A 23,456-nucleotide genomic window follows, 5' to 3' on the forward strand; every position below is an offset into this window, starting at 1 on the left:
TATAAATAGGAAGTGACACTATGGCAATCGATAAAAAACAGGTTGAGGAGATCGTCCGGGCTGTCGGTGGCAAAGAGAATATTGAAGCTGCTACACACTGTGTTACACGACTCCGGTTTGCCTTGTACGATGAGAGTAAAGTGGATACTGAAAGTCTGGATCAGAATGATCTGGTCAAAGGACAGTTCTCTTCCCAAGGACAATTCCAGGTCGTTATTGGGCCTGGTCTGGTGGATAAAGTCTATGATGAGATGATTCAGATTACCGGGGGAGATCGTTCTTCCAAGGATGATGTGAAGGCGGTTGCTGGTAAAAAGCAAAATCCAATCCAGCGAGCGATTAAAACACTCTCGGATATTTTCATTCCGATCTTGCCTGCAATCATTACGGCAGGTCTTTTGCTCGGGATTAACAATATTCTGACAGGTCCAGGCATTTTCTTTGATGGAAAATCACTGGTGGATGTTTATCCAGCCTGGAAGGATCTTGCGTCCATTATTAATACGATTGCAAGTACAGCCTTCACGTTCCTGCCGGCGCTAATTGGTTGGGCAGCTGTAAAAAGGTTCGGCGGCAGTCCGCTGCTCGGGATCGTGCTGGGTCTCATTCTGGTACATCCCGATCTGCTGAGTGCATATGGTTACGCTGATGCTGTGAATAATGGCACGGTGCCAACATGGAATCTGTTCGGTTGGGAGATTGAGAAGATCGGTTATCAAGGGCAGGTTCTACCGGTACTGGTATCGGCGTATCTGCTTGCAAAGATGGAGATTTTCCTGAACAAAAGGGTACATGATTCAATTAAACTGCTGGTCGTTGCACCGGTCACGTTGCTGATTACCGGATTCCTGGCCTTCACGATCATTGGACCAGTTACATTCGCCATTGCGAATGCAATTACTTCCGGCTTGATCTATGTTTACGATTCATACGCGGCGCTAGGTGGTCTGATCTACGGTGGTCTATACGCTTTGCTTGTTATCACCGGTATGCATCACACGTTCCTTGCGGTAGATGTTCAGCTCATCGGTAGTCAGGGCGGAACGTTCCTGTGGCCGATGCTGGCATTGTCCAATATCGCACAGGGTTCAGCGGCACTTGCGATGATGCTTGTCCTGCGTGAAAAGAAAATGAGAGGACTTGCGGCAACGTCCTCCGTGTCGGCCTTCCTCGGGGTAACCGAGCCGGCGATCTTTGGTGTTAACATTCGTTACCGTTATCCGTTTATCTTTGGTATGATCGGTTCCGCGATTGGTGGTGTGCTGCTGACGATGAATAATGTTCAGGCAACCTCCATCGGTGTAGGTGGCGTGCCGGGATTCCTGTCGATTTTCCCTAACAAATGGGGTGTCTTCTTCATCGGCATGGCGATTGTCCTGGTTGTACCATTTGTACTGACGGTCCTTTTTGGCAGAGCCAAACTGAGAAAAGAAGATCGTAGTGCAAGCAATGAAACCGTTAATGAGCCTAAAGCGGCTACATCGCAGTCTGCTTCAGGTGTTACCTCTTCGACTGGCAAAACAGATCCAAACCAGCGCACACGTAGTGCAGCTCAAGTAGGGGACGAAGCAGTAAATACACTTGAAATCATGGCGCCATTAACAGGCCAGGCCGTGTCACTGGAGCAAGTACCTGATCCGGCTTTTGCCGAGAAACAGATGGGTGAGGGTGTAGCCATTGAGCCTTCGGGCAACCTGGTTGTAGCTCCGTTCGATGCTCAGGTCGCTCATGTGATCAAGAGTAAACATGCGGTGATTCTTGAACACGCGAGTGGACTACAAGTTCTGATCCATGTCGGGATTAATACGGTATCCCTCAAGGGTGAAGGTTTCAATATGCATGTCGAAGCTGGCGAGCATGTAAAAGCTGGGCAAAAGCTGTTGGAGTTTGATCGTAAGGTCATTGAAGATGCGGGATACCCGCTGATTACACCGATTATCATTCCAGATGGTCAGGATATGGTTGAACGGGTGGAAGTCACGACAGGTGATGTTACATCTAATCAAAATGGTGTGCTGAAGGTTCATCTGAAAGGTTAATTGAATACAAAAACAAGAAGGGGCTGCGTGATGTGCAGCTCCTTTTTGTTGTATGATCGTTATTTTCATGACGATCATGGTAAACTGTATATAAAATGGAAGAATCACATTTTTAAAATAATGGTGGTTGGAAAGGTTTTTCTGACAAAGCAAGCTTCAGGCATGTTCGAGTCGTGGCGTTCATATGGTGGAGGAAGAGTTCCTAGATCGATGAGGAGGAGAGCCATGACACGTATTGCGGTGATGGTCATTCATGGGCTGGGTATGCGGAAGGATGGGTACGCGGACAAGCTGATTGCTTGTTTGCATAAGGAATTGGACAAGGTAATGGTCTTGCCTGGAGCCTCCAAACAGATGCTGGATATCGAACCTGTATATTGGGCGGATGTATTTGAGGAGCGGGAAGAGGCGCTCTTTCAACAGCTCGTCAGCTCTCCGGGATTGAACTTTCAGGCGTTGCGCCGATTTGTCATCCACTACCTGGCTGATGCGGTTGCTTATCAACCGGTGGAAAATCAAGGCCATAACTACGATGCCGTACATCGAACGTTGAATCAGGCGATGCATACCCTTGCACAGCGTAATGGACCGGAAGCTCCGCTCTGTGTGGTTGCCCATAGTTTGGGTGCCGTAATCGCGAGTAACTTCTTCTACGATCTGCAATATCCGTCCAGTCGTGTTCCTGAGATTGTGGATGTGAACTCCGCTCTGGAGCGGGGGGACACGTTGACCAATTTTTACTCGTTTGGTACAACCCTGCCCTTATGGAGCTTGCGTTACCATGACTTTAGTTGCCCAATTCAGGTGCCCTCTTCCCATGTGAATCAGTATTATGCCGGACTGGAAGGGGAATGGGTGAACTTCTACGATCGGGATGATATTCTGGGTTATCCATTACGCCCCATTGATCCTGCTTATGAGAAAGCGGTCAAAGAAGATATTGAAGTGAACTCTGGCGGCGTGGCAATGAGTTGGAACCCGCTAAGTCATGGGGGGTATTTTTCCAATCGAAGCATGAATCGGAGAATGGCTCAGGGGCTTGCTCGAACCTGGACCTGGATAAATCGCTCATAATATCAGAGGTAGTTCAAAAAGTCCGCTTTTGATTACGAAGGATGCCTAATGGCATCATCAGCATCGAATATGGAATTCAGCCGAATAAGCAGATGCTTACGAAGTATGTTTCCTTCGGGAACATTGTAGTTGCTCACGTAGCTTTCCCTACGCTCCGCTACTCCATTTCTAGCTTCATTCCATCTTCTTGGTACTGAAAACCGGTCTTTTTGAACACGTATTGTAAGTACTATAAGTATTAAAACTAGGAGGGAATAAGTATGGAATGCAGGACAGGCTGTGCCGCATGTTGTATCGCGATTTCCATATCATCACCGATACCAGGCATGGCTCATGGCAAGCCGGCAGGTGTACGTTGTGTGCAGCTTACGGATGATAATCGCTGCGGAATTTTTGGCCATAAAGATCGTCCTGCGGTATGCAGTGGATTGCAAGCTGAGGAAGAGATGTGTGGTAGCACCGATCAGGAAGCATTTGTTATTCTAACCTGGTTGGAGCAAGAAACTGCACCAAAGGTAATATGAGTAGGTTGTTTTAATGAATTGGGATAATTATACTTAATAGGGAAGAAGGTTGATTAGAGAGAGGAGACGCGAATACAATGGGGCTTGTTAAACGTTTTGTATTGGTTGTTGTGAATATGATCGGAGAGTTATGGATGGGGTTTTACCGACGTAACTCGGATTATTATGACCATCAGACTTCGGAGTCCAAAAGTAAGATTGGCTATTATGCATTTATTATTGGGGCAACAGTGGTTACGGTGGGCATTGTGGGCTGGATGTACAACCGAATATATTCATAATTAGTCATCATGCTTAAAATTGAATGAGGCAAAATGCTGAAGTAGAGTCTGTACAAATAAAAGAGAGTATCCGCAGGATGTGACATCAAATGGATACTCTCTTTGTCATGGAATCGGGGCGAAATATGATCATTGAAGTGAGGGCTCTGCTTTCTTTTCTTTTAACATATGTACAAGAATCATCTTCAGTACGGAAGAGACGATGAAAAAAATAAATAGAATTCGAAACAATTGGTACCCGGATACAACCGAAAGATCGGCATTCACTTCATGTGCCATGATACTCATCTGATCCATCCCGCCAGGGGCCATACTGAGTAGTGAGGTTGCCGCGGAGAGGGAGAACACATTCATTAACAGATAACTTAATCCAAGCGCACCAACAATGAGCAGTACACTACTCATCACCGCTAGCGTGACTGTCTGTGTCTTGCGTTGCAACTGTTCCGGCTTGAGCATCAGTCCAACGTGACTGCCGATCATCAATTGCGATACGTTTAGGAGGGAGGTTGGCAGACTGGGCGTGTGCATCGTTGTACTTAATTGAACGACACACATGACAATCATGGGACCTAGCATAAAGGCCGTCGGAAATCGGAGTTTGCGTGCAACCCATGCACCCGCTACACAGAGCGGAGCATAGACAAGAATCTCGGGGAAAAGGGAACCCCACGTCGCTACGTCAATGAACGGATGATCCAAACCGCCACCTGCGATACCTCCAATCCACGGACTGAACAGCAGGAACGGAACACAGAAGACAATCATGATCAGCCGCGTCACCTGCAAAAACGTAACCAGCGTCAGATTGATGGATTTCATCTCTTCTGCGAGGGACACCATCTGGGATAGTCCTCCTGGAATGCTGCCCACCAGTAGGGAGGGGAAATCAAAATCGGTTACCTTTGAAGCGATGTAGGCCGTAATTACACACAATCCGATTAACAGCAAGGTCATCAGAAGCATCATGGGAAGTTGTAGCAAAATGCCGTGCAGTGCCTCTTTAGTTAAGGTGAGTCCAATCGAATAACCAACAATCAAAATGCCATAGTCCCGAATGGAGGCAGGCCACATGAGCGGCCATTTGGCGACTTGGGAGCCAAGCAGCATAAATACCATTGGCCCGAGCAACCACGGGATCGGTGTATGAATGACTGTGAATAGCAATCCGCCAAGAACAGAGACACCCAGACTAAGAAAAAACCGAAAGACAACGTGGGAACCAAGCTTGCGCATCAGTTCCATCCGTTTAGCCTACCGGTTGAATGAGGTGGTATGAGATTCAGGTATGCATTCAGGTTTAATGAAGGATTCATGTTCATGTGTGATCACTCCTGATGATGAGATACGTTGCGTTATCTGCGGAACAACCAGACTGCTAGTGTTCAACTCATTAAGATCCTGCGAGAGCCGTAGCGGAAGGTTTGGGTTCTCTGAACATTACAAAGTACATCAGTGATGAAATAACGTATAGACAGCCTGTGATGCTGAAAGTGATCGCATAACCCCAATACGTTCCGTACGTGGTGACCAGATAGGATTGGACAGGTCCCATGGTAGCCCAACCGATCATGAACGAGGTCTGCATCAGTGAATTGGCAATGCCGCGGCGTTTGTCCGAGATCCGATCCACCAGTATGGCTGAATGAATGGGATTGGCTGCGTTCATCAATGCTTGTCTGAATAAGAAACTGAGCGAAGCAATGAACAACAGATTGGTGAAGCCTGTTAATAGAAGGAAGGGCAGCGACATGACCTGGAAAATGACAACGGCTCTTACGCTTCCGACCTTTGCCGCCAGGGTAGGACCAATCAGCATGGATACAATCGTCATAATCTGACCAAGTGCAATCAGTAAGCTCATGCCGCTCAGAGAAACCGAGAACCGATTGGTGAAATACAGATTCAGATACGGTACAACCAGTCCAGAACCTAATCCAATTAACAACTGAGTCACTATAAACTGACCAATCAGTCGGGAATCTTTTTTCTTCGTGATGGAGTCGTCCGTGCTTGGGGTATTGGTTGAACTTTCTTTTAGCTCCGCATTGGGTTGAAGAACGGGTTGCACCGGAATCGAGGTCTGCGGAGCAGCCTTGCCTTCGGTTACAAATAACAGTGGAATAAACGCAGCCAGTGTTGCTGCACCACCGACAAATAAAACCGTCTGCAATCCGGTCACTTTGGCGAGTCCTGCCGTATGTAACAAATCTGCGAATACACCGCCACCCAGGCTACCAAGCACCTGGGAAGCGAGCACAAGAGATGAATAATAACTGAACATCTTCAGCCGCTGGCTTTTCTTGACGTTTTCCGCCAGATAAGGAATGGCCAGTACTTGGAATACCCCAGCGAAAAGGCCAGAGAATACCGCGAACCAGATCAGTCCTGTAGCCGAATAATCGAAGGAGCGTCCGATCAGAAAGATTCCGCTGAATAACGCCCCGGTAATGAGTAATCGCTTGCGGCTGAACAGATCACCGCATAGACCGATAGGAACAAACATAATGGCTGTTGCGAGTGATTGAATACTTACAATCTGGCCGTTCATTGTATCATTATAGCCCAGACCCTGAATGTACAGATTGTACAAGACAGAGAACATGCCATTTCCGATCTGATACAGAATGCTAGCCAGGAAAAACAGTTGAATATTGCGGGACCAGCCGCGAATTTCATCATTAATATGTTGTAAAACTCTCAAGTGGTTCCCCCCAGTCTACCTGTGCAGTGATTCCAGTTTAACAGGAAAGGGGAATTTGCGGAAGAATTGACCACTGTTTATTTTGGTTCAGGGGCATCAATCACACGAGCAATGACGAATCCATCGTAACCTTTGCTACCGACCGTTTGCAGTGCTGTAGCTTCAAGTCGAGGGTGATCCGCGATCAACTGCAGGAATGATCGAACGCCCTGAACTCTGGGGTCTGTGCTGTCTGTGCGGATCACTTCACCGTTTCTGACGATATTATCACCAATAATAAGACTCCCCGGCCGAGTCAGTCGCAGGGCCCATCTCAGATAATCGGGATTACTCGGTTTGTCAGCATCGATGAAGATCATATCAAACGGTTCCCTGTATTCTTCCTGAACATCGGGAAGGGTGGTAAGGGCAGGACCAACTCTCAGGTCAACCTTGTGCATCAGTCCTGCTCGTGTGAGATTGGCTCGGGCCAAGTCTGCATGGTGTGATTCCGATTCCAGTGAGACGATGCGTCCGTGTTCAGGCAGCGCTCTTGCCATCCAGATGGTACTGTATCCACCCAATGTGCCGATTTCAAATACACGGGATGCACCTTGGATTTGCAGCAGGAGCTGAAGTAACTTTCCTTGATTCGGTGTTACGTCATGAGCAGGGAGTCCAGCTTCGGCATTGCTTTGCAGTGTATGTTCCAGCAGGGAATCTGATGGAATCATCAGATTATTCATGTAGTCGTCGACTTGAGTCCAGGTATGCTGTAGGTTGGTCGTATTTATATTTTTCATGTTCACATGTTCCTTCCTTGTTTCTTGTATTGGATTTCATATTTCAACTATAAATGGAGTAGATATATAAATAAAGTATATATTATGTATGATAATATAACTTTAGATTATGTATTTGACGTGGAAGAGGTGTAAACATGAATCTGCATGGATTACGATTATTTCATGCCATTGTGAGATATGGCGGGGTCACTCGTGCCGCAGAGGAACTAAATATTAGTCAGCCAGCGGTATCTTCTCAGGTGAAGAAGTTTGAACGTGAATTGGGAATCCAGCTTTTTGTTTCGGAGGGAAGAAGACTGGTGCTTACGGATGCGGGGATACAGTTAACAGGTTATGCGGAACGTCTGTTCATGCTGGAGCAGGATGTCGAGAATTTTGTGCAGGATTTTCGGGAGGGCAAGAAAGGACTGATCCGTCTTACGGCAACCTACTTGCCTTCAAATTTTCTGTTGCCGGGCTGGATTGCGCGGTTTAAGCAAATGCACGAGGATGTGGAGATTGTTGTGAGCACAACCAACACCCGGATGGCTTTTGACCAATTACTTCGTTATGAGGCAGAGATTGCAGTGTATGGTGGAAGTGGCATTACACATGCAGGTGTCCAATGGGATGAATTGTTTGACGATGAGATGTGGTTTGTTGTGCACCCTGACCATCCGTATGCGGGAAAAGAAATCGAGCTGCATGAGATGATGGCAGAACCGTTCATCATGCGAGAAGAAGGCAGTGCTACACGTGAGCGACTCGTTTCCCTTTGCACAACAAATAACCTGTCCGCTCCCCGCATTGCGCTTCAGTTCAACGGGCTGAACGAAACGATCAGTGCGGTGAAGGCAGGTTATGGGGCCAACTTTATATCTTCTTTGGTTGTGAACGAAGATGTGCAGCAAGGCAGGCTGGCACGTGTGTTTGTTCGAGGTGTACAGCTGAGAAATACGGTTGCCGTATGTACACGAGCCGGGGAGGTATTATCACCTGCTGCACAGCATCTGGTCAAGCTTATCCGCCAAGAAGCTGCTTTGATGAAATAAATAGCGTGATTGTACTTAAAATAACTTAAAATACGTGTTCAAAAAGACCAGTTTCCAGTGCCCTATAACGGAATTTTGAACAGCCTCTTGAAAATGAATAGGTTGCTTCTTCAACTATTAACTTTTGCTTTGTTGTGAAGTTCCCCATGCATGTAATCGGGCGTATAGGGTTACGCCGCCAATGATCAGGACAGGAATCCAAACTGCAATCATGGGCACACGGTGGAATAACAATGCGGCTGCAATGACGCCGATCAAATAGATGACAACAGCACCTGCACGAAGGTAGGCGTCTGTGGACAAGGCTTTGGTTAACGATCGGATATTGGCATGTCGCAGCTTTTTAAGGATGTTTACGGTATCCTCAACCACAGCGGCCAAATTATTGGTGAGCACGGTTGTTGAGATGCCAGCAATGCCAATGCGGCGTGCCGCAGTTGTTTGCATCCCCATTGCAACGGCTAGGATGACAATTAACAGATAAGACAGTTGTTCTGAAAATGGACTAATCATGGCGATAGCAAACAGCAGGAGCAAAATGCTTTCAACAGTAAATACGGCTGTGATCTTGGAAGACCAGCCATTTTTGGTATGCACAGGTCCAACCATATGTGCTGCAATGGCATTGCCGGCAATAAAACCGATGAGAGCAAGCAATGACCGCAGCACGACAAATTCCTGAGCACGGGCAATGGCAATACCCAACAAAACAATATTTCCCGTCATATTGGCTGTGAGCACATGCCCCAGTCCCAGATATCCGATCAGGTCCACCATTCCGGCAGACATGCAGAGAAGCAACATGGCGTATTTTTGGAGGGTGCTTTGATTCATCCTATCCGTCCTTTCAAAAAAACGTAGCCCCTCCAGTATACAGCCATAACCCACGCTTCTTCAAAGTGAAATTCATAGCGCAAGGCTAAGGTTCAGCAAGCCAATCAAACATATTGTTAACCGCTGACTCATGTATTTTCTCGTGAAAATGATGATCCTGCCCGCCATAAGCGTGAAATGTGACATCCGCACCTCGGCGCTTAAGCCAGTGATACATTCGGGTTCCGTGGCTATAATTCACCTGTGTATCTGATGTACCATGCATGATTAGCACGGGACAAGATAGTTTGTTCGCTTTCGACAAGGGAGAACGGGCGAGATAAGCTTCCGGAACTGCGCGTGGGGAACCACCCAGCACCCGTTTCAATGTGCGCCTCAGGTCGGTTCGCTCATGGTAAGTGCGTTCCACATCGGAGACACCGCTCCAAAGAACTAACTTATGTACTCTGTCCGGTCCCTCATTATAGGCAGTTGCGGTATGTACAGCATTAATGGCTCCACGGGAGAACCCCATTAACGATATCCGAGTCGAGTCGACAAAGGGTAAACGCTGTATCAACCGGTAAGCGGCATGCACATCTTCGGCATCTTTCCCGCCATACTCGTCACGACCTTCACCGCCTTCGTTGCCACGATAGGATGGGGCGAACACGATATAACCTTTATGTACAAATTGCTCAAGCCAAACGGTATTTACCCCGCCGTAGCTGCCTAGTCCGCCGCGACAATAGATCAGCACAGGCCATTGTTCCTGTGTGTGTGCGATATCATGCATTCTGGCAGAAGGGTAGTGGCTGGCGAGTGGTTGCAAATGTAGAGATGTATGTAAGGAAGCGAATTCCGGAAAGGCAGAGGAGACAGAGCCGGGATGAGAAGGTTCATATGTCGTGATATCAGGTAATGAACAACCTTGTGGCAGGTATAAATAAGCTTTAACCCGAAGTGTATCGGATGAATACGTCACTTGATAGAGCAGGAAATTTCACCTCTTTTATTAATAATTGCGGGCCAAATGACAGGGATGTTTCTATAGGATGCGCGTAAAATAAGTTCCCATACCTTCCAGGCTGAATCGCCAGCCCAAATGTGAGAAATTCGTTTATTGGCTCCATATGATTTATAATGGTTCAGGAGACATGTGGATTGACCGCTTGTTCTCATATTCATAAAACTAATTTTAGTGTGCAGAAAGAAAGGGAGAAAGCCATGATGAACGCTCCACATCCAATCGATCAATTCAAGAAATTCAAATATGAAATTACCAGATTTATGATGATCTATAAATTTGCTCTGGATCAAATGGAGACCAAGATTGAAGTCCTGAAGGAAGAATTCCAGTCTCTGCATGATTACAGTCCAATTGAGCATACAAAGTCCAGACTGAAATCACCTGAGAGCATTATGAACAAGATGTTCCGCAAAAATCATGAGTTAACGTTTGAGAGCATCAAGCAAAATATCAAGGATATCGCTGGGGTACGGATTACATGTTCCTTTATCTCGGATATCTATCGCATTAAGGATATGCTGTGCAATCAGAGTGATCTGCGTGTACTGGAGGTCAAAGACTACATCGAGAATCCAAAGCCAAACGGCTACCAAAGCCTTCACCTTCTGGTGGAAGTGCCTGTATACATGTCCAATGGTGAGGAACGAGCATGTGTGGAGATCCAGATCCGTACAATCGCGATGGATTTTTGGGCGAGTCTGGAGCATAAGATTTTTTATAAATACAATAAGGATGTTCCCGAGCATTTGACGAGAGAGTTAAAGAGTGCGGCAGATTCGGCAAATGCGCTGGATCAACAGATGGAGCGACTTCACCGGGAAATTCAGGAGATTAAGGACGCCGATAACGAGCGGGATGAAGAAGAACTGCGCCGTATTATTATTAACAATCAACAGTTCACACTGCCATCCAACTTGCTCAAGCTGTTGGGTAGCGGGGAGTAGTATTTGATGAAAAGTACAACAACTTCATTGAACACAAACTCCACATCTCGTGTACGGATGGCCTTAATTCTGGGGACATTGTCGGCCTTCGGGCCGTTGTCCCTGGATATGTATTTACCCGCATTGCCCACGCTGGCTGATGAGTTTGGTTCATCTACTTCGTATGCTCAACTCAGTCTGACGGCGTGTATGATTGGACTTGCGGTTGGACAGTTGCTTGCCGGACCTCTAAGTGATGTACGTGGTCGGCGAACACCGCTCATTGCAGGGCTTGTGCTCTATACTATCGCCTCTATACTTTGCCTGGTCAGCCCGACGATGGGCTCTTTTGTTGTGCTGCGATTCATTCAGGGTGTAGCTGGAGCGGCAGGGATTGTCATCTCGCGCGCAATCGTCAGAGACGTATATTCGGGTCCGGAACTGACACGGTTCTTCTCTCTGTTAATGCTGATTAACGGTGTAGCCCCGATTGCTGCACCAATCATTGGTGGACAATTGTTGACGTATACATCTTGGCGCGGCGTATTTATTTTGCTCAGCCTTATCGGAATACTGACGCTGTTGGCTGTCATTTTGGGTCTTGGAGAGACATTGCCTTCCAACCGCAGATCAAGCGGGGGATTGAAACAGACATTAATTACGTTTCGCCAAATCGCAGGGGATCGTCAGTTTATGGGTTATGCGTTAACCCAAGGGTTTGTAGCTGCTGGCATGTTTGCGTACATATCCGGTTCGCCGTTTGTGCTTCAGAAGATATACGGGGTATCCCCGCAAATGTTTAGTGTCTGCTTCGCCATAAACGGGCTGGGAATTATTCTGGCCAGTCAGATTGCCGGCAGACTTGCAGGTAAGGTATCTGAAACCCGGCTGTTAATTGCGGGGCTGCTAACCGCGGCGCTCGGAGGAACTTCACTGCTCATCGCCATTCTGGCTGGAGGTAATCTAATCTCTGTACTGATTCCGCTTTTTTTGGTGGTATCCAGTGTTGGGTTGGTCAATACCGCGTCCTTTGCCTTGGCGATGGCCAATCAGGAGAAATCGGCAGGCAGTGCGTCTGCGCTAATTGGTGTGATGACGTTCCTGTTCGGCGGTATTGTCGCTCCCCTCGTAGGTCTCGGGGGAGAAGGAACAGCTGTGCCAATGGGAATCGTTATTGCGTGTGCTGATCTCGGTGCCTTGGTGATTTATTTCCTAATGGTCAGTAGGGGCAGGAAGCGCCAGAATGATTAAGTGTTGAGTTAAAGGTACTGATTCTGTACACCTTGCGTTTATGGAGTCTTAGTAATGTAAAGGTACATCTGGATAAAAGAACGAACAAGAGCCTCACTTGGGGGAATTATGCTTCCAAGTGGGGCTCTTGCTGTAGGTAAGGACAGGTTTAGCAGAGCGCAAACAAAATCTGTGTATTGGACAGTATACCTGGCGTGAGGAATGGATAGAAGTAACCCACCACAAAACCAAACAGATTAATCGCAGGCCACATCAGGTAGACATCATTGTATTTGAAGACAAGGGACCATCGGTTGTAACAAAAGTTGGGCAGCGCACGTTCTTCGTTATCTCGTGGTGCCGCTGCACCAGTCTGTGCAAATTGCACCGCTTGAGTGAGGCTTTGCGGCTGTTGCTGGAGGAAGAGCGGGAGCAGACCCGGGCTGCTTTTGATCAGGTTATACAGAAAAAGCATTTCTGCCGGAGGCTGACCTACCGGACGAGGATAGGCACTAAGCAGGGTGGGCAGATTGCCTTGAGTCAGTTGAGCAGGTACGCCCGGTGCTGTACCCGGGATTGTACCTGGAATGCCTCCGGGGATATATGGACCGGGCCCTCCGCCTGGAATGTAGGGAGGATAGGAGCCTTGACCGCCAGGTATACCAGGAAACGTCGGACCACCCGGTGTGCCGCCACCGCCACCTCCTGGGAACAGTGGAGGCAATTGAAATGAACGGTCTTCTCCATAACTTAGATAAGGGTTATATTCGTAATACATGTACAGAACATCCTTCCTGTCGTCGTATTCTGCATTCAGCATATGGCGGCATCCGCCTATATGTGAGTACCGCCAAGAAGATTTTATATGTTCTATATAGTTGAACTAATCATTTACACAAAACGGAGAGGATAGAAAAAACCTGAAAAAGCGAAGCGCTCGCATTTATCACCGGATTTTCCCTTAGAGAAAGGGGAATCTATAAAATCTGGGGATAACAGCGATTGGAAGGTTGTTCTATCATCGTAGTGTCAGTGTAAACAATCTGTAATTCAACTTATAGCGCAGAGCATAATCGAATTGACAAGTGAACTGATAACAATTATCATTGTCAATGGAATCGGACAAATGTACATACGGATATTATATGTATCAATAATAGTGTCAATATTTTTGAACGTTGATATCTGTCACAATAGCGCCGAATAAGGTTTTCATAATGAATTGAAAGGGGATATATCAAGTGTTTAAGAGAAATAAAAAGATGATCATGATTCTAATTACGGTGATGGTTATGTCCATCTGGTTGGCCGCGTGTGGAGCGAAGCCTGCTGAGAACGGAGCAGCAGGAGAGAACGGTACAACAACCGAGACAGAGACGCAAACAGAATCCGCTACAGAGCGCACATTAACAGATGCTATGGGACACAAAGTAACCATCCCGGCTAATCCGGAGCGTGTCATCGCGTCTTATCTGGAAGACAATTTGGTAACACTAGGTGTTAAGCCAGTTGCCCAGTGGTCGGTAGCCAACGGAATCCAGGAATATCTGCAAAAAGATCTGAATGGTATCCCAACGATTGCTTTTGATCTGCCTTTTGAAGTGGTAACAAGCTTCAACCCGGATCTGATTATTATTGGTTCTGAAAGTGTGGTTGAAGGAGAAAAATACGAACAGTACAGTAAAATTGCACCTACTTATGTACTTGGCGATGAGATCAATAGCGACTGGCGTAAAACGTTGTTGAAAATCGGTGAGATTTTGAATAAGAGTGATGAAGCGCAAAAAGCGCTGGATGATTACGAAGTTAAAGCTACAGAAATCAAGGAAAAGATCAACAACGTTACAGGTGGAACAAAATCAGCAGCGGCCATTTGGTTGGTTAGCGGCAAGTTCTTTATTGTAAGTGATAACGTATCAAGTGGAGAAGTAATGTACAAAGAGCTTGGACTTCTAGAGCCTGAAGTTGTAAAAGAAATCTCTGCCAATGCAACAGGTAACTGGTCTTCCATCTCTATGGAGAAGCTGGCGGAAATGGATGTAGACTACTTGTTCTTTGTTAATAGTGATGCAGGTACTGGAGCGGAAGCATTGAAAGATCCAGTGTGGCAAAGTATCCCGGCTGTGAAAAATGGCAATTTGTTTGAATTCACCCGATCCAGCAGCTGGTTGTACAGTGGAGTTCAAGCGAACCTTCAAATTATGGAAGACATTCAGAACAGCATTGTTAAATAAAAAATAGTCGATATGAAAAAGCATGTTCCTACTTCCTGGTGCAATAGGCACCAGGGAGTTTTTTTGTTAATTCAGCATTTTACGTTATATAATAAATATGAGTGTGTTATCGTGTTTTGAAGTGAAATGGACACTTATTACACGAGCAGGGAAGGGGATATTTACATATGTATACATTGGATCCACGTGAAATAACGGGAAGAGACAACTATAAACTGATGAGTGGTTCGGTGGTGCCACGTCCAATAGCTTTTGTGACGACACGTTCAGATGAGCATGGTGTGATCAATGCAGCGCCTTTTAGTTTCTTTAATGTGGTTAGTTCGGACCCACCGCTGTTATCCATATCCATTGCACGTAAAGACGGTATCATGAAAGATACCGCACGTAATGTGCTTGCTCATAATGAACTGGTCGTGCATATATGTGATGAAGCAATCATAACAGAAGTGAATGAGACAGCAGCCATACTGGAACCCCACGAAAGTGAGCTTGAGCGGACGAAACTGACTACAGTGCCAAGTACAAAGGTCACCGTCCCAGGAATAAAAGAAGCACTTATTCGAATGGAGTGTGAGCTGTATCAGCACATTCCCATCACGAATGATGAGGGCAAACCCGCGAGCGACTTACTGCTTGTGCGCATTGTACAGTATCATTTCAGCGAACAAGTCTACAATCCGGACAAGGGCTATATCCTGATGGATCATTTGAAACCAGTCAGCCGACTGGCGGGTAATGATTATGCCAAACTTGGGGAGAGATTTACTATAATTCGGCCTGAGTAGTTCTGACAGATCGAATATGTAATATAGGAACGGGTTTAATCCGGTAGCAAAGGCGGACAGCACGTGCGAAACTCGCATATGTTGTTCGCCTTTGCTTGTTAATATGAACATAAACAGGACAGGTAGTGAATAGACTTGTACTATATCCTGCACACATGTCATATGAACCTATTTTATATATAGGTTGTTTAAAAAGCCTACATTTGAACACGTACGATATAGGAGGTTAAGCCGATGAACCAGCTTGAGGCAACTACTGGGGCAAGTATTATGGGAATAGGAACGGCGTGGCCTGCCCACCGTATTGAGCAAAAGGATGTATCTGCCCGTCTCGCGCAAGCGCTGGAACATGAGCCAGATGCGAGAAGGTGGGCCAAACGAATCTTTAATCAGTGCGGTGTGGAGACTCGGTATACGTGTGAACCGAATCTGCTTGAGCCTGTTGATTCTTGCCGATATTTACCCTTTACCAATGCGGAGGAGGTTCCGACTACTTCCGAGCGTATGGGCAAATACAAAGCTGCTGCTGTTCAACTTGGTCTCGCGGCGGCCGGACAGGCCCTTCAGGATGCAGAAGTAACCTCCTCGGAAATTACACATCTCATTACGGTGAGTTGCACGGGGCAGTTCTTGCCGGGGCTTGATGTTCGGCTGATCCAGCAGCTTGAACTGTCACCGCAGATCAACCGGATTCCACTGGTGTTTCAAGGATGTGCGGCTGGTCTGAAGGCGATCCAACTGGCGAATTCCATTGTAACGACAGATCAGAAGGCTACAGTTCTCATCGTGTGTGTGGAACTATGCACACTTCACTTTCAGCCATCTGCCAAACGGGACGACCTGTATGCCGCATCGTTCTTCGGAGACGGTGCCTCTGCCTGCGTCATAGGTGCGTCCGGAACAGGCCGTAATGAATGTTTTCGACTGGGTCGTGGGCACTCGACGCTGCTCCCGGATTGTGCAGAAGAGATGATCTGGGAAGTGGGCAATACAGGCTTCGATCTCTACCTGTCACCTCAGATTCCGAAGCTGCTTGGTTTGCATCTCGGTCCAGAGGTAGAACGGTTGCTGGAGGGGAGCGCTTTACCGGAAATATGGGCAATCCATCCGGGAGGCAGAGGCATCGTGGATGCCGTGCAGAAGCTGTATCAGTTGACAGATGAGCAGGTCTCCTACAGCCGAAACATCCTGCGGGATTATGGCAACCTGTCGTCCGTGACGATTCTTTTTGTTCTTCAAGCCATCCGTGAGGATTACAGACAGAAGGAAGAACATTCCAATGGGATTGCGCTGGCCTTTGGCCCGGGACTGACGGCAGAGTTACTTCCTTTTACATACATCCCTGCCCCCATAGCGAATAGAACACCTGTGAATCATGGCATTCAATAGTTCACGAACCCGAGTGAGGTAGATATACACCGCAAGTGTATGAATGTGCTTATGATCTTACCGATGAACATAATCGAATGACTAATCTGATCACAGAGGAGCTTAGGTATGGGTTATCGCAGACTTGCTGCCTTCATCAGCCGATATCCGCGGTTCATTATTCTCTGCTGGGTATTTATCATCGGGATGTCAGCGGTCTGGGCATGGAAGTTACCTGACATTGTTCAAGATCACGGATTAAAACGGGTTCACGGGGATGCACAAGCGGTTGAACTTGTTCTGGAGGACGAATTCGGTTCTCCTGCTGATCCGGTTATTCTGGTTTTTGAGAAAAAGGAAAATACCTCGCCGTTACAGTTCCGGCAGTGGATCAAGGATCGTTTGACACAGGTTCAAGTGTTGCCTGCGGTAACCTCTATCACATCCCCTCTGGATGCTAGCGAAAGGGTGACGCTGCAAGACCAAAGGGCATATGCCCTTGTGAAAATGGATGTGCCCGCGCATCAGATGGGTCCCCCACTGGAGCAGTTGCGCGCTGTGCTGGCAACAGACGGTCCAGGTACGGTGCAATTGACGGGAAAGGCAGTCGTGCAGCAGGATGTCAATCATCTGAGCTTCCGTGATCTGGAACGGGCAGAGATGGTGGGCCTACCGATTGCCCTGATCGTTTTGTGTTTTGCATTCAGGGGGCTATATGCCGCGTTGATTGCTGTCATGATGGGGATCAGTGCTGTGATTACCGCGATGGGAGTCACGTCACTCCTTGGTTATCATCTGGAATTGTCCAACTTTATTATTAATATGATTCCCATGGTGGGTATGGCACTGAGTATAGACTTTGCCCTGATCATCCTGAGCAGGTACAGGGAAGAAGTTCAGCGGGCCTATGAAGATGAAGGCAAAGCTAACGTTCTGGGCATAAGCCTGAATATGCAGAGCGAGGTTTTGCGGAGCGAGATTCTTCAGCGAACATTGCGTACAGCAGGCAGAGCAGTGTTGTTCTCGGCAGCCTGCGTGCTCCTCGGGCTACTGGGTCTGCTCTGGATCAGACTGCCGATGTTTCTGAGTGTCTCCTTGGGGGCTATTATTGTTCTGCTCCTGTCGCTACTGTTAAATGTTACGCTGCTTCCAGCTCTGCTATCACTTTGTGCGGATCGGGTCTTCAGGCGAAAGTTAGCCCATTCGTTACCCAGACACTCCGTCTGGTATAGATGGTCAGCAATGGTCATGAAACGCCCAGTCAGTATGGCCATTGGAGGTACGGTTGTGCTGCTCCTGTGTGTTTATCCAGTGACCCGGCTGGAACTGTCCGTCCCGGATGCCTCTTCACTGCCAGAGAGAATGGAGTCCCGCCAGGCAGCAGAGCAGTTGCAACATGATTTGGGGCAAAAGAATACCTCCGCCATCGAGATCGTGATTGGCGGACAACAGGAACTGTTGACTGCCTCTCACTGGCAGTTGGCCCACAACAAAGCCAGTCAACTACTGCAGGACTCAGACGTATTGAGCATTGTTTCACCATGGGGCCTATTACAGCCGAATCAAAATGACTCGCAGAGCCTTTTTCAAATTCCACCGTCGGCGCTCACTCCTTCCATAGAAGGCAAGAAGTCAACAAGGACGGCATGGCTGCGTTCAACGGTCTCTGACCATTCCATACGATTGATAGCCACCGTGCACGGGGAGCCTGGGTCGGAACAGGTTGCAGACTGGCTTGAACGAATAAGGAATAGCGATCATGCACCAGGTTTCAACAACGTAAAACTACGTTATGGTGGGGAAGCTGCCAAGCAGTATGAAATAATGCAGGAAGTCACAAGTCAACTGCCCAAAGTGCTGGTATTTGTAGTGGTCACCAATTATCTTGTGTTACTGGCGGCATTCCGATCGATGCTCATTCCAATCAAGGCAATTCTAATGAATCTGCTCAGCTTAGCCGCTTCATTTGGCATATTGGTGTGGGTGTTCAATGAAGGACATCTGGGTATGGAGCCGTCAGCCATTGCCATTATGATTCCTGTATTCATTGCAGGATTGGTGTTTGGCATATCCATGGACTATGGTGTGTTTATGCTGAGCCGTATTCAGGAAGTGTATAGACGAACCGGAGACAGTGATATGGCTGTCCAACAGGGATTGGCTTCTACAGGCCGTCTGGTTACCTCCGCAGCGGCAATTCTGCTTGCTGTGACCGTGCCGTTTGCCTTTGCTGAAGTCGCAGGTGTGAGGCAGTTAGGGATCGGAATCACGGCAGCGGTGTTGATTGACGTAACATTAATCCGTCTAATACTGGTACCTGCATTGATGAAATTAATGGGCAGGTGGAACTGGTGGCTGCCAGGTCAGCTGAAATGAAGGGTATTTCCGTAACCTGTCTTCAGGTTGGAGATATCCTTTTTTTGGCTAGAAATCGTAGGATTCCATTCAAAACAGGCAAACATGTTCAATTCATGGGTGACATCGATGTTCTATAATGGATGGGATTAATTCCATATGACAGTCTTATATCTACGTTATTCTACGAAAAACAGGAGGGACACAGGCCCATGTCTGATATTGAAGCCTATCTACAACAACAAACGAATCTTCGTGGTCGTTCCGCGTATCATGCAGATCAACCCCTGGAGTTATGGCGCAGTCAGTTACGTACTCGCGTGAAAGAACGGCTGGGCGGTTTCCCCACGATGGCGGCCGCACTGAATCCAATCTTACTGGAGCGCATTACATGTGACGGATATATTCGGGAGCGGATTGAAATTACGACCTATGCAGGACTTCGCATGCCTGTATATTTATTAATTCCTGGTGATGGAAGCGTTACTGATACAAAGAGACCTGCTATCGTTGCTTGTCATGGGCATGGCTACGGTAGCCGAGAGATATCGGGTATGGAACCGGATGGGTCACTACGGACAGGAGAGCCCGGATTACACAAGGACTTTGCAGTAGCACTTGTGAAGCGTGGATATGTGGTTGCGGCTCCAGAGTTGCTCGGATTTGGTGATCGAAGATTGGAAGAGGACCGCGATGCGCCACCAGGGGTAAGTTCCTGTACGAAGATTGCTGCGCATCTGCTCATGGTGGGGAAGACCCTTGCCGGTCATAGGGTGTATGAAACAACACGTGTATTGGATTATGTATCGACTCGGCCAGAAGTGGATTCGGAGCGAATTGGAAGCATGGGTATCTCGGGCGGTGGGCTGGTGACCGCATTTACAGCCGCGTTGGATGAACGGTTCAGGGCAACTGTGGTAAGCGGTTATGCAAATACATTCCAGGGCAGCATATTGGATCGGAATCATTGTCTGGACAACTATGTGCCAGGTATCCTACGTGAAGCGGAGTTGCCGGATCTCATCGGACTGATTGTGCCTAGGCCACTTTTTATAGAAGCTGGAAGTGATGATCAGGTGTTCCCCATCCATGCAGCGAGAGAGGCGCATGCCCGTTTGACACACATATATGAGCAGGCGGGAGCATTAGAATCACTGGATGCGGATTTCTTTACAGGTGGACATGAGATTAGCGGTGCGAAGGCTTATGTCTGGCTTGACCAAGTTCTGTAAAACTGAGGCTTTATTACCATCTATATAAGTTGAACTAATCATTTACACGATAACGGAGAAGAGAAAAAACCTGAAAAAGCGAAGCTACATCGGAAGCATACGCTATCACCGGATTTTCCCTTGAGAAAAGGGAATCGAAAAATCTGGGGACAACAGCGATTGGAAGGTTATTCTGTCTTCGTAGTGTCTGTGTAAATAATTTTCAGTTCAACTAGAGCGTGTCTTCAAACTGAACATGTCTGGAGCAGGGCACGGAGCGGGAGCGCTAACGACCCTGTGACGTCTTATTCAGCGATTTGAAGCGCCCGCAGCAATCTAAGGAATCTGAAACACGCTATATTGGAATAAGCAGTCGTTTACAGCGTGTTTGTTAGGTGAATTTGGTTAATAACGTGTCTCAGGTTCCTTACAAAATAAAAGGAGGACTCGAAGACTAAATAAGACGTCCTCGGTTCCTTAGAAAATCTTCTGGACAATTCGCCAGGATCAGCAATCCTTGACTTCAAGCTGTTGGACCCTGACATCCTTCAACGTATTGCATGCCTAAGTTTGAAGACACACCCTAATATAATTCTGATTCGAGAGGAGAATTCAGTGATGAAATGGTCAACATCGGTAAAGTTTCTGCTCTGTCTTGTTCTGTTTGCAAGTACGATGGGCATTGGTTTGGGAAGCAGTGGAGGGCAAGTCGCCGAAGCGGCAACGGACAATTACAGATTTGATTTTGGTTCGGGTGCTGTTGAGAGCGGTTACACAGGCGTGTCAGCAGGAGATGCCTATACGCCAACGAAAGGTTATGGCTTCAACACACCTGCACAGATGAGGAATGTGTCTGCCTCAGGAAGCGGGGTTAAGAGTGACGCTGTGCAGTTTCTGACTTACGGCACCAAGAGTACCAATACCTTCAATGTGAATCTGTCCAATGGCCTATATGAAGTTAAAGTAGTCCTGGGCAATACTGCCAGAGCCAGCGTGGCTGCAGAAGGTGTCTACCAGATCATTAATATGACAGGCAACGGGGCAACGGACCAATTTCAAATTCCGGTGACTGACGGGCAATTAAACCTGCTGGTTACAGAAGGAAAGACAGGTACCGCCTTCACACTTAGTGCACTCGAAATCCGGAAGTTATCCAATCAGACCGTTACCAACCGCACAATCTACATTGGTGGGGATTCAACAGTCTGCAATTACTATCCGCTGGGTAGCAGTGTACAAGGAGGTTGGGGACAGCTGTTTCCGTCCTATGTGAACAATTCCACCTTCCAGGTTCGAAATATGGCGTCAAGTGGTCAATTTGCGAGAGGTTTCCGCGATGATGGTCAGATGGAAGCGATTCTGAAGTATATCAAGCCGGGAGATTATTTTATTTTGCAATTCGGAATTAACGATACCAATGCCAAGAATAATACAACGGAGGCGCAGTTCAAAGAGATTATGCGGGATATGGTACGTAAGGCGAAGAACAAAGGAGCAACGGTTATCCTCTCCACGCCTCAGGGCCGGGCAACAGACTTTAATACAGCCAATGTACATCAAGCGGAGAACCGCTGGTACAATCAATCCACACGTGCACTCGCTCAGGAAGAGGGGGTTACCCTTGTTGAACTGAACAAGCTGAGTTCTGCCTATTTCACGTCTATTGGTCCTGCGGCAACACTTGCTCTGTATATGACAGGGGATAGTCTGCATCCGAATCGTCAAGGGGCTGCGGAGCTTGCACGTATTGTGGCTGCGGATCTGAGAAGACAGGGACTTAGTGGATTCTGACTATGCTATGCTACTTAATCTGTCTGTATAATCAGTGTTGATCCGTGTATGAAAAATAAAAAAATACCCCCGGGAACATGCCGCGAAACGGGCGGCTGATCCTCGGGGGTATTTGTTATGCCTAGGCTGGGGATTACTCCATCATATCCTTGGCTTCATGGTTCACTTTTTTCCCTTTTAACAAGGGTTCCAATTCATCTTGCACGCTCTGCTCCCACAGTGGTACATCTGTGCGATAGGCGGCCCGTCCGTTCAGATGTCCGGCCACCGGAGCCGTGATGAATACAAACAGGATACCTAACAACAAGCGGGCGCTGATATAGTTATCGAAATACCAGAAGTAGAAAAATGTAGCGCTTAATACACAGAACACACCAAGTGTCATACTTTTGGTTGCGGCATGGGCACGTAGATATACATCAGGCAGACGAATAAGTCCGAATGCACTGAGTGCACTGAGTAGTGCACCGAGCAGTACGAGTAGACCTATAGCGGTTTCAGTGGTCACTTTAACGATCTCCATCATTTTTGAATACCGCCCCCCGTTCAATATAACGTGCAAATGCCACTGTACTTAGAAAAGCCAAAATGCCAATCAGCAAGATAATATCCAGATAGGCCTGGGTTTGCAGCATCATCGACAGAACGGCAACGATGGCAATCACATTGATACCGATGGTATCCAGTGCCGTGATCCGGTCAGCCATGGATGGTCCCCGAAGCACCCTGTACAAGCAACCCAGAATGGCTAAGGAGAGAATGAGCAATGAGATGAACAACAGTGAGGATAACATTAACGCGTCACCTCCATAATTGCTTTTTCAAATGTATTTTGGATATCATCTCTCATTTTCTGTTCATCTTTGATATCCAGTGCGTGAATAAACAGTTTACGTTGATTACCCGAGATCTCAAGCGGCAGAGAACCTGGTGTCAATGAGATGAGTAAGCAGAGCAGAGTAACTTCCCAATCCGAGGACAATTGAGTTTTATACGTAAAAATACCGGGCCTTATATCTAACTTGGGCTTGATAATCTGGCGTATAACCTCAATGCTGGCTCGCACCAGTTCCTTGAACAGCAGTGTAATCAGTTTGAAAATGGCCCAGACTCGCACAATATAGAAGCGCTGGGGGAAGAATCTGCGCATCCCCCCGATGAGAAGCAGTCCGAGCAGGTAACCTATGAGAAAACCAACACCATTCCAGGCGTTGTTCAGAAACATCCATACAAAGGCAATGATAAGATTCAGTACAATCTGAAAGGCCATAGACA

General features: G+C 47.3%; 22 protein-coding genes. 13 read left to right on the forward strand and 9 right to left on the reverse strand.

Annotated elements, in window-relative coordinates; genetic code table 11:
• Positions 1-20 precede the first annotated feature (20 nt).
• The 4 genes from treP to MKY44_RS11275 all read left to right on the forward strand — a co-directional run bounded on the left by treP (position 21) and on the right by MKY44_RS11275 (position 3,918).
• Positions 21-2,039: a PTS system trehalose-specific EIIBC component gene (gene treP / locus MKY44_RS11260; RefSeq protein WP_341007103.1), complete on the forward strand. Its 2,019-nt coding sequence runs from the start codon at positions 21-23 to the stop codon at positions 2,037-2,039.
• Positions 2,040-2,264: 225 nt separating this feature from the next.
• Positions 2,265-3,113 (forward strand): chemotaxis protein, encoded by an 849-nt coding sequence (locus MKY44_RS11265; protein WP_341007104.1) that lies wholly within the window; start codon positions 2,265-2,267, stop codon positions 3,111-3,113.
• 260 nt (positions 3,114-3,373) lie between these two features.
• Positions 3,374-3,637 (forward strand): YkgJ family cysteine cluster protein, encoded by a 264-nt coding sequence (locus MKY44_RS11270; RefSeq protein ID WP_341007105.1) that lies wholly within the window; start codon positions 3,374-3,376, stop codon positions 3,635-3,637.
• Positions 3,638-3,714: 77 nt separating this feature from the next.
• Positions 3,715-3,918 carry a hypothetical protein gene (locus tag MKY44_RS11275; RefSeq protein WP_017688872.1) on the forward strand — a complete coding sequence of 68 codons (204 nt, stop codon included), beginning with the start codon at positions 3,715-3,717 and terminating at the stop codon, positions 3,916-3,918.
• A 129-nt stretch (positions 3,919-4,047) separates the two neighbouring features.
• Here the strand turns inward: MKY44_RS11275 and MKY44_RS11280 are convergent, their stop codons facing one another.
• The 3 genes from MKY44_RS11280 to MKY44_RS11290 form a co-directional block, all read right to left on the reverse strand.
• Positions 4,048-5,163: an AbrB family transcriptional regulator gene (locus tag MKY44_RS11280; protein WP_341007106.1), complete on the reverse strand. Its 1,116-nt coding sequence runs from the start codon at positions 5,161-5,163 to the stop codon at positions 4,048-4,050.
• 148 nt (positions 5,164-5,311) lie between these two features.
• On the reverse strand, positions 5,312-6,622 hold the full coding sequence (locus MKY44_RS11285) for an MFS transporter (RefSeq protein WP_341007107.1): 1,311 nt from the start codon (positions 6,620-6,622) through the stop codon (positions 5,312-5,314).
• A 77-nt stretch (positions 6,623-6,699) separates the two neighbouring features.
• Positions 6,700-7,404: an O-methyltransferase gene (locus tag MKY44_RS11290; RefSeq protein WP_341007108.1), complete on the reverse strand. Its 705-nt coding sequence runs from the start codon at positions 7,402-7,404 to the stop codon at positions 6,700-6,702.
• A gap of 137 nt (positions 7,405-7,541) precedes the next feature.
• On the opposite strand from MKY44_RS11290, the gene MKY44_RS11295 reads away from it, so the two are divergent.
• Positions 7,542-8,438, forward strand: a complete 897-nt coding sequence (locus MKY44_RS11295) for a LysR family transcriptional regulator (protein ID WP_341007109.1) — start codon at positions 7,542-7,544, stop codon at positions 8,436-8,438.
• A gap of 117 nt (positions 8,439-8,555) precedes the next feature.
• Here MKY44_RS11295 and MKY44_RS11300 read toward each other — a convergent pair whose 3' ends face one another.
• Positions 8,556-9,272 (reverse strand): YoaK family protein, encoded by a 717-nt coding sequence (locus tag MKY44_RS11300; protein WP_341007110.1) that lies wholly within the window; start codon positions 9,270-9,272, stop codon positions 8,556-8,558.
• 85 nt (positions 9,273-9,357) lie between these two features.
• Positions 9,358-10,236, reverse strand: a complete 879-nt coding sequence (locus MKY44_RS11305) for an alpha/beta hydrolase family protein (protein WP_341007112.1) — start codon at positions 10,234-10,236, stop codon at positions 9,358-9,360.
• Between the two features lie 245 nt (positions 10,237-10,481).
• Here MKY44_RS11305 and MKY44_RS11310 point away from each other — a divergent pair, with 245 nt between their 5' ends.
• The gene (locus MKY44_RS11310) at positions 10,482-11,225 is read left to right on the forward strand and encodes a GTP pyrophosphokinase (protein ID WP_036608962.1); all 744 of its coding nucleotides are present in this window, start codon (positions 10,482-10,484) and stop codon (positions 11,223-11,225) included.
• A gap of 6 nt (positions 11,226-11,231) precedes the next feature.
• Positions 11,232-12,455 carry a multidrug effflux MFS transporter gene (locus MKY44_RS11315; RefSeq protein ID WP_341007113.1) on the forward strand — a complete coding sequence of 408 codons (1,224 nt, stop codon included), beginning with the start codon at positions 11,232-11,234 and terminating at the stop codon, positions 12,453-12,455.
• A 148-nt stretch (positions 12,456-12,603) separates the two neighbouring features.
• Here the strand turns inward: MKY44_RS11315 and MKY44_RS11320 are convergent, their stop codons facing one another.
• On the reverse strand, positions 12,604-13,254 hold the full coding sequence (locus MKY44_RS11320) for a hypothetical protein (protein ID WP_341007114.1): 651 nt from the start codon (positions 13,252-13,254) through the stop codon (positions 12,604-12,606).
• 421 nt (positions 13,255-13,675) lie between these two features.
• Between MKY44_RS11320 and MKY44_RS11325 the strand changes: the two genes are divergently transcribed.
• The 6 genes from MKY44_RS11325 to MKY44_RS11350 all read left to right on the forward strand — a co-directional run bounded on the left by MKY44_RS11325 (position 13,676) and on the right by MKY44_RS11350 (position 22,181).
• Complete coding sequence (locus tag MKY44_RS11325; RefSeq protein WP_341007115.1) at positions 13,676-14,668, forward strand: iron-hydroxamate ABC transporter substrate-binding protein; 993 nt, start codon at positions 13,676-13,678, stop codon at positions 14,666-14,668.
• Between the two features lie 167 nt (positions 14,669-14,835).
• The gene (locus MKY44_RS11330; protein ID WP_341007116.1) at positions 14,836-15,456 is read left to right on the forward strand and encodes a flavin reductase family protein; all 621 of its coding nucleotides are present in this window, start codon (positions 14,836-14,838) and stop codon (positions 15,454-15,456) included.
• Between the two features lie 234 nt (positions 15,457-15,690).
• Positions 15,691-16,845 carry a type III polyketide synthase gene (locus MKY44_RS11335; protein ID WP_341007118.1) on the forward strand — a complete coding sequence of 385 codons (1,155 nt, stop codon included), beginning with the start codon at positions 15,691-15,693 and terminating at the stop codon, positions 16,843-16,845.
• A 108-nt stretch (positions 16,846-16,953) separates the two neighbouring features.
• On the forward strand, positions 16,954-19,200 hold the full coding sequence (locus MKY44_RS11340) for an MMPL family transporter (RefSeq protein WP_341007119.1): 2,247 nt from the start codon (positions 16,954-16,956) through the stop codon (positions 19,198-19,200).
• A gap of 191 nt (positions 19,201-19,391) precedes the next feature.
• Complete coding sequence (locus tag MKY44_RS11345) at positions 19,392-20,411, forward strand: dienelactone hydrolase family protein (RefSeq protein ID WP_341007120.1); 1,020 nt, start codon at positions 19,392-19,394, stop codon at positions 20,409-20,411.
• Between the two features lie 654 nt (positions 20,412-21,065).
• On the forward strand, positions 21,066-22,181 hold the full coding sequence (locus tag MKY44_RS11350) for a rhamnogalacturonan acetylesterase (protein WP_341009832.1): 1,116 nt from the start codon (positions 21,066-21,068) through the stop codon (positions 22,179-22,181).
• Positions 22,182-22,314: 133 nt separating this feature from the next.
• On the opposite strand, the gene mnhG is transcribed toward MKY44_RS11350, so the two are convergent.
• The 3 genes from mnhG to MKY44_RS11365 are packed head-to-tail and all read right to left on the reverse strand — an operon-like array spanning position 22,315 to position 23,451.
• Positions 22,315-22,707, reverse strand: coding sequence for a monovalent cation/H(+) antiporter subunit G (mnhG, locus tag MKY44_RS11355; RefSeq protein ID WP_074094788.1), 393 nt, complete (start codon positions 22,705-22,707; stop codon positions 22,315-22,317).
• Entirely contained in the window at positions 22,691-22,975 is a 285-nt protein-coding gene (locus MKY44_RS11360) for a Na(+)/H(+) antiporter subunit F1 (RefSeq protein WP_017688855.1), read from the reverse strand. The genes mnhG and MKY44_RS11360 overlap by 17 nt, the downstream gene beginning before the upstream one ends.
• Positions 22,975-23,451, reverse strand: coding sequence for a Na+/H+ antiporter subunit E (locus tag MKY44_RS11365; protein ID WP_036608718.1), 477 nt, complete (start codon positions 23,449-23,451; stop codon positions 22,975-22,977). Before MKY44_RS11365 ends, MKY44_RS11360 begins: the two co-directional genes overlap by 1 nt.
• Positions 23,452-23,456: the final 5 nt, after the last annotated feature.

Source organism: Paenibacillus sp. FSL R7-0026, from assembly GCF_038004485.1.
Classification (GTDB): Bacteria; Bacillota; Bacilli; order Paenibacillales; family Paenibacillaceae; genus Paenibacillus; species Paenibacillus xylanexedens_A.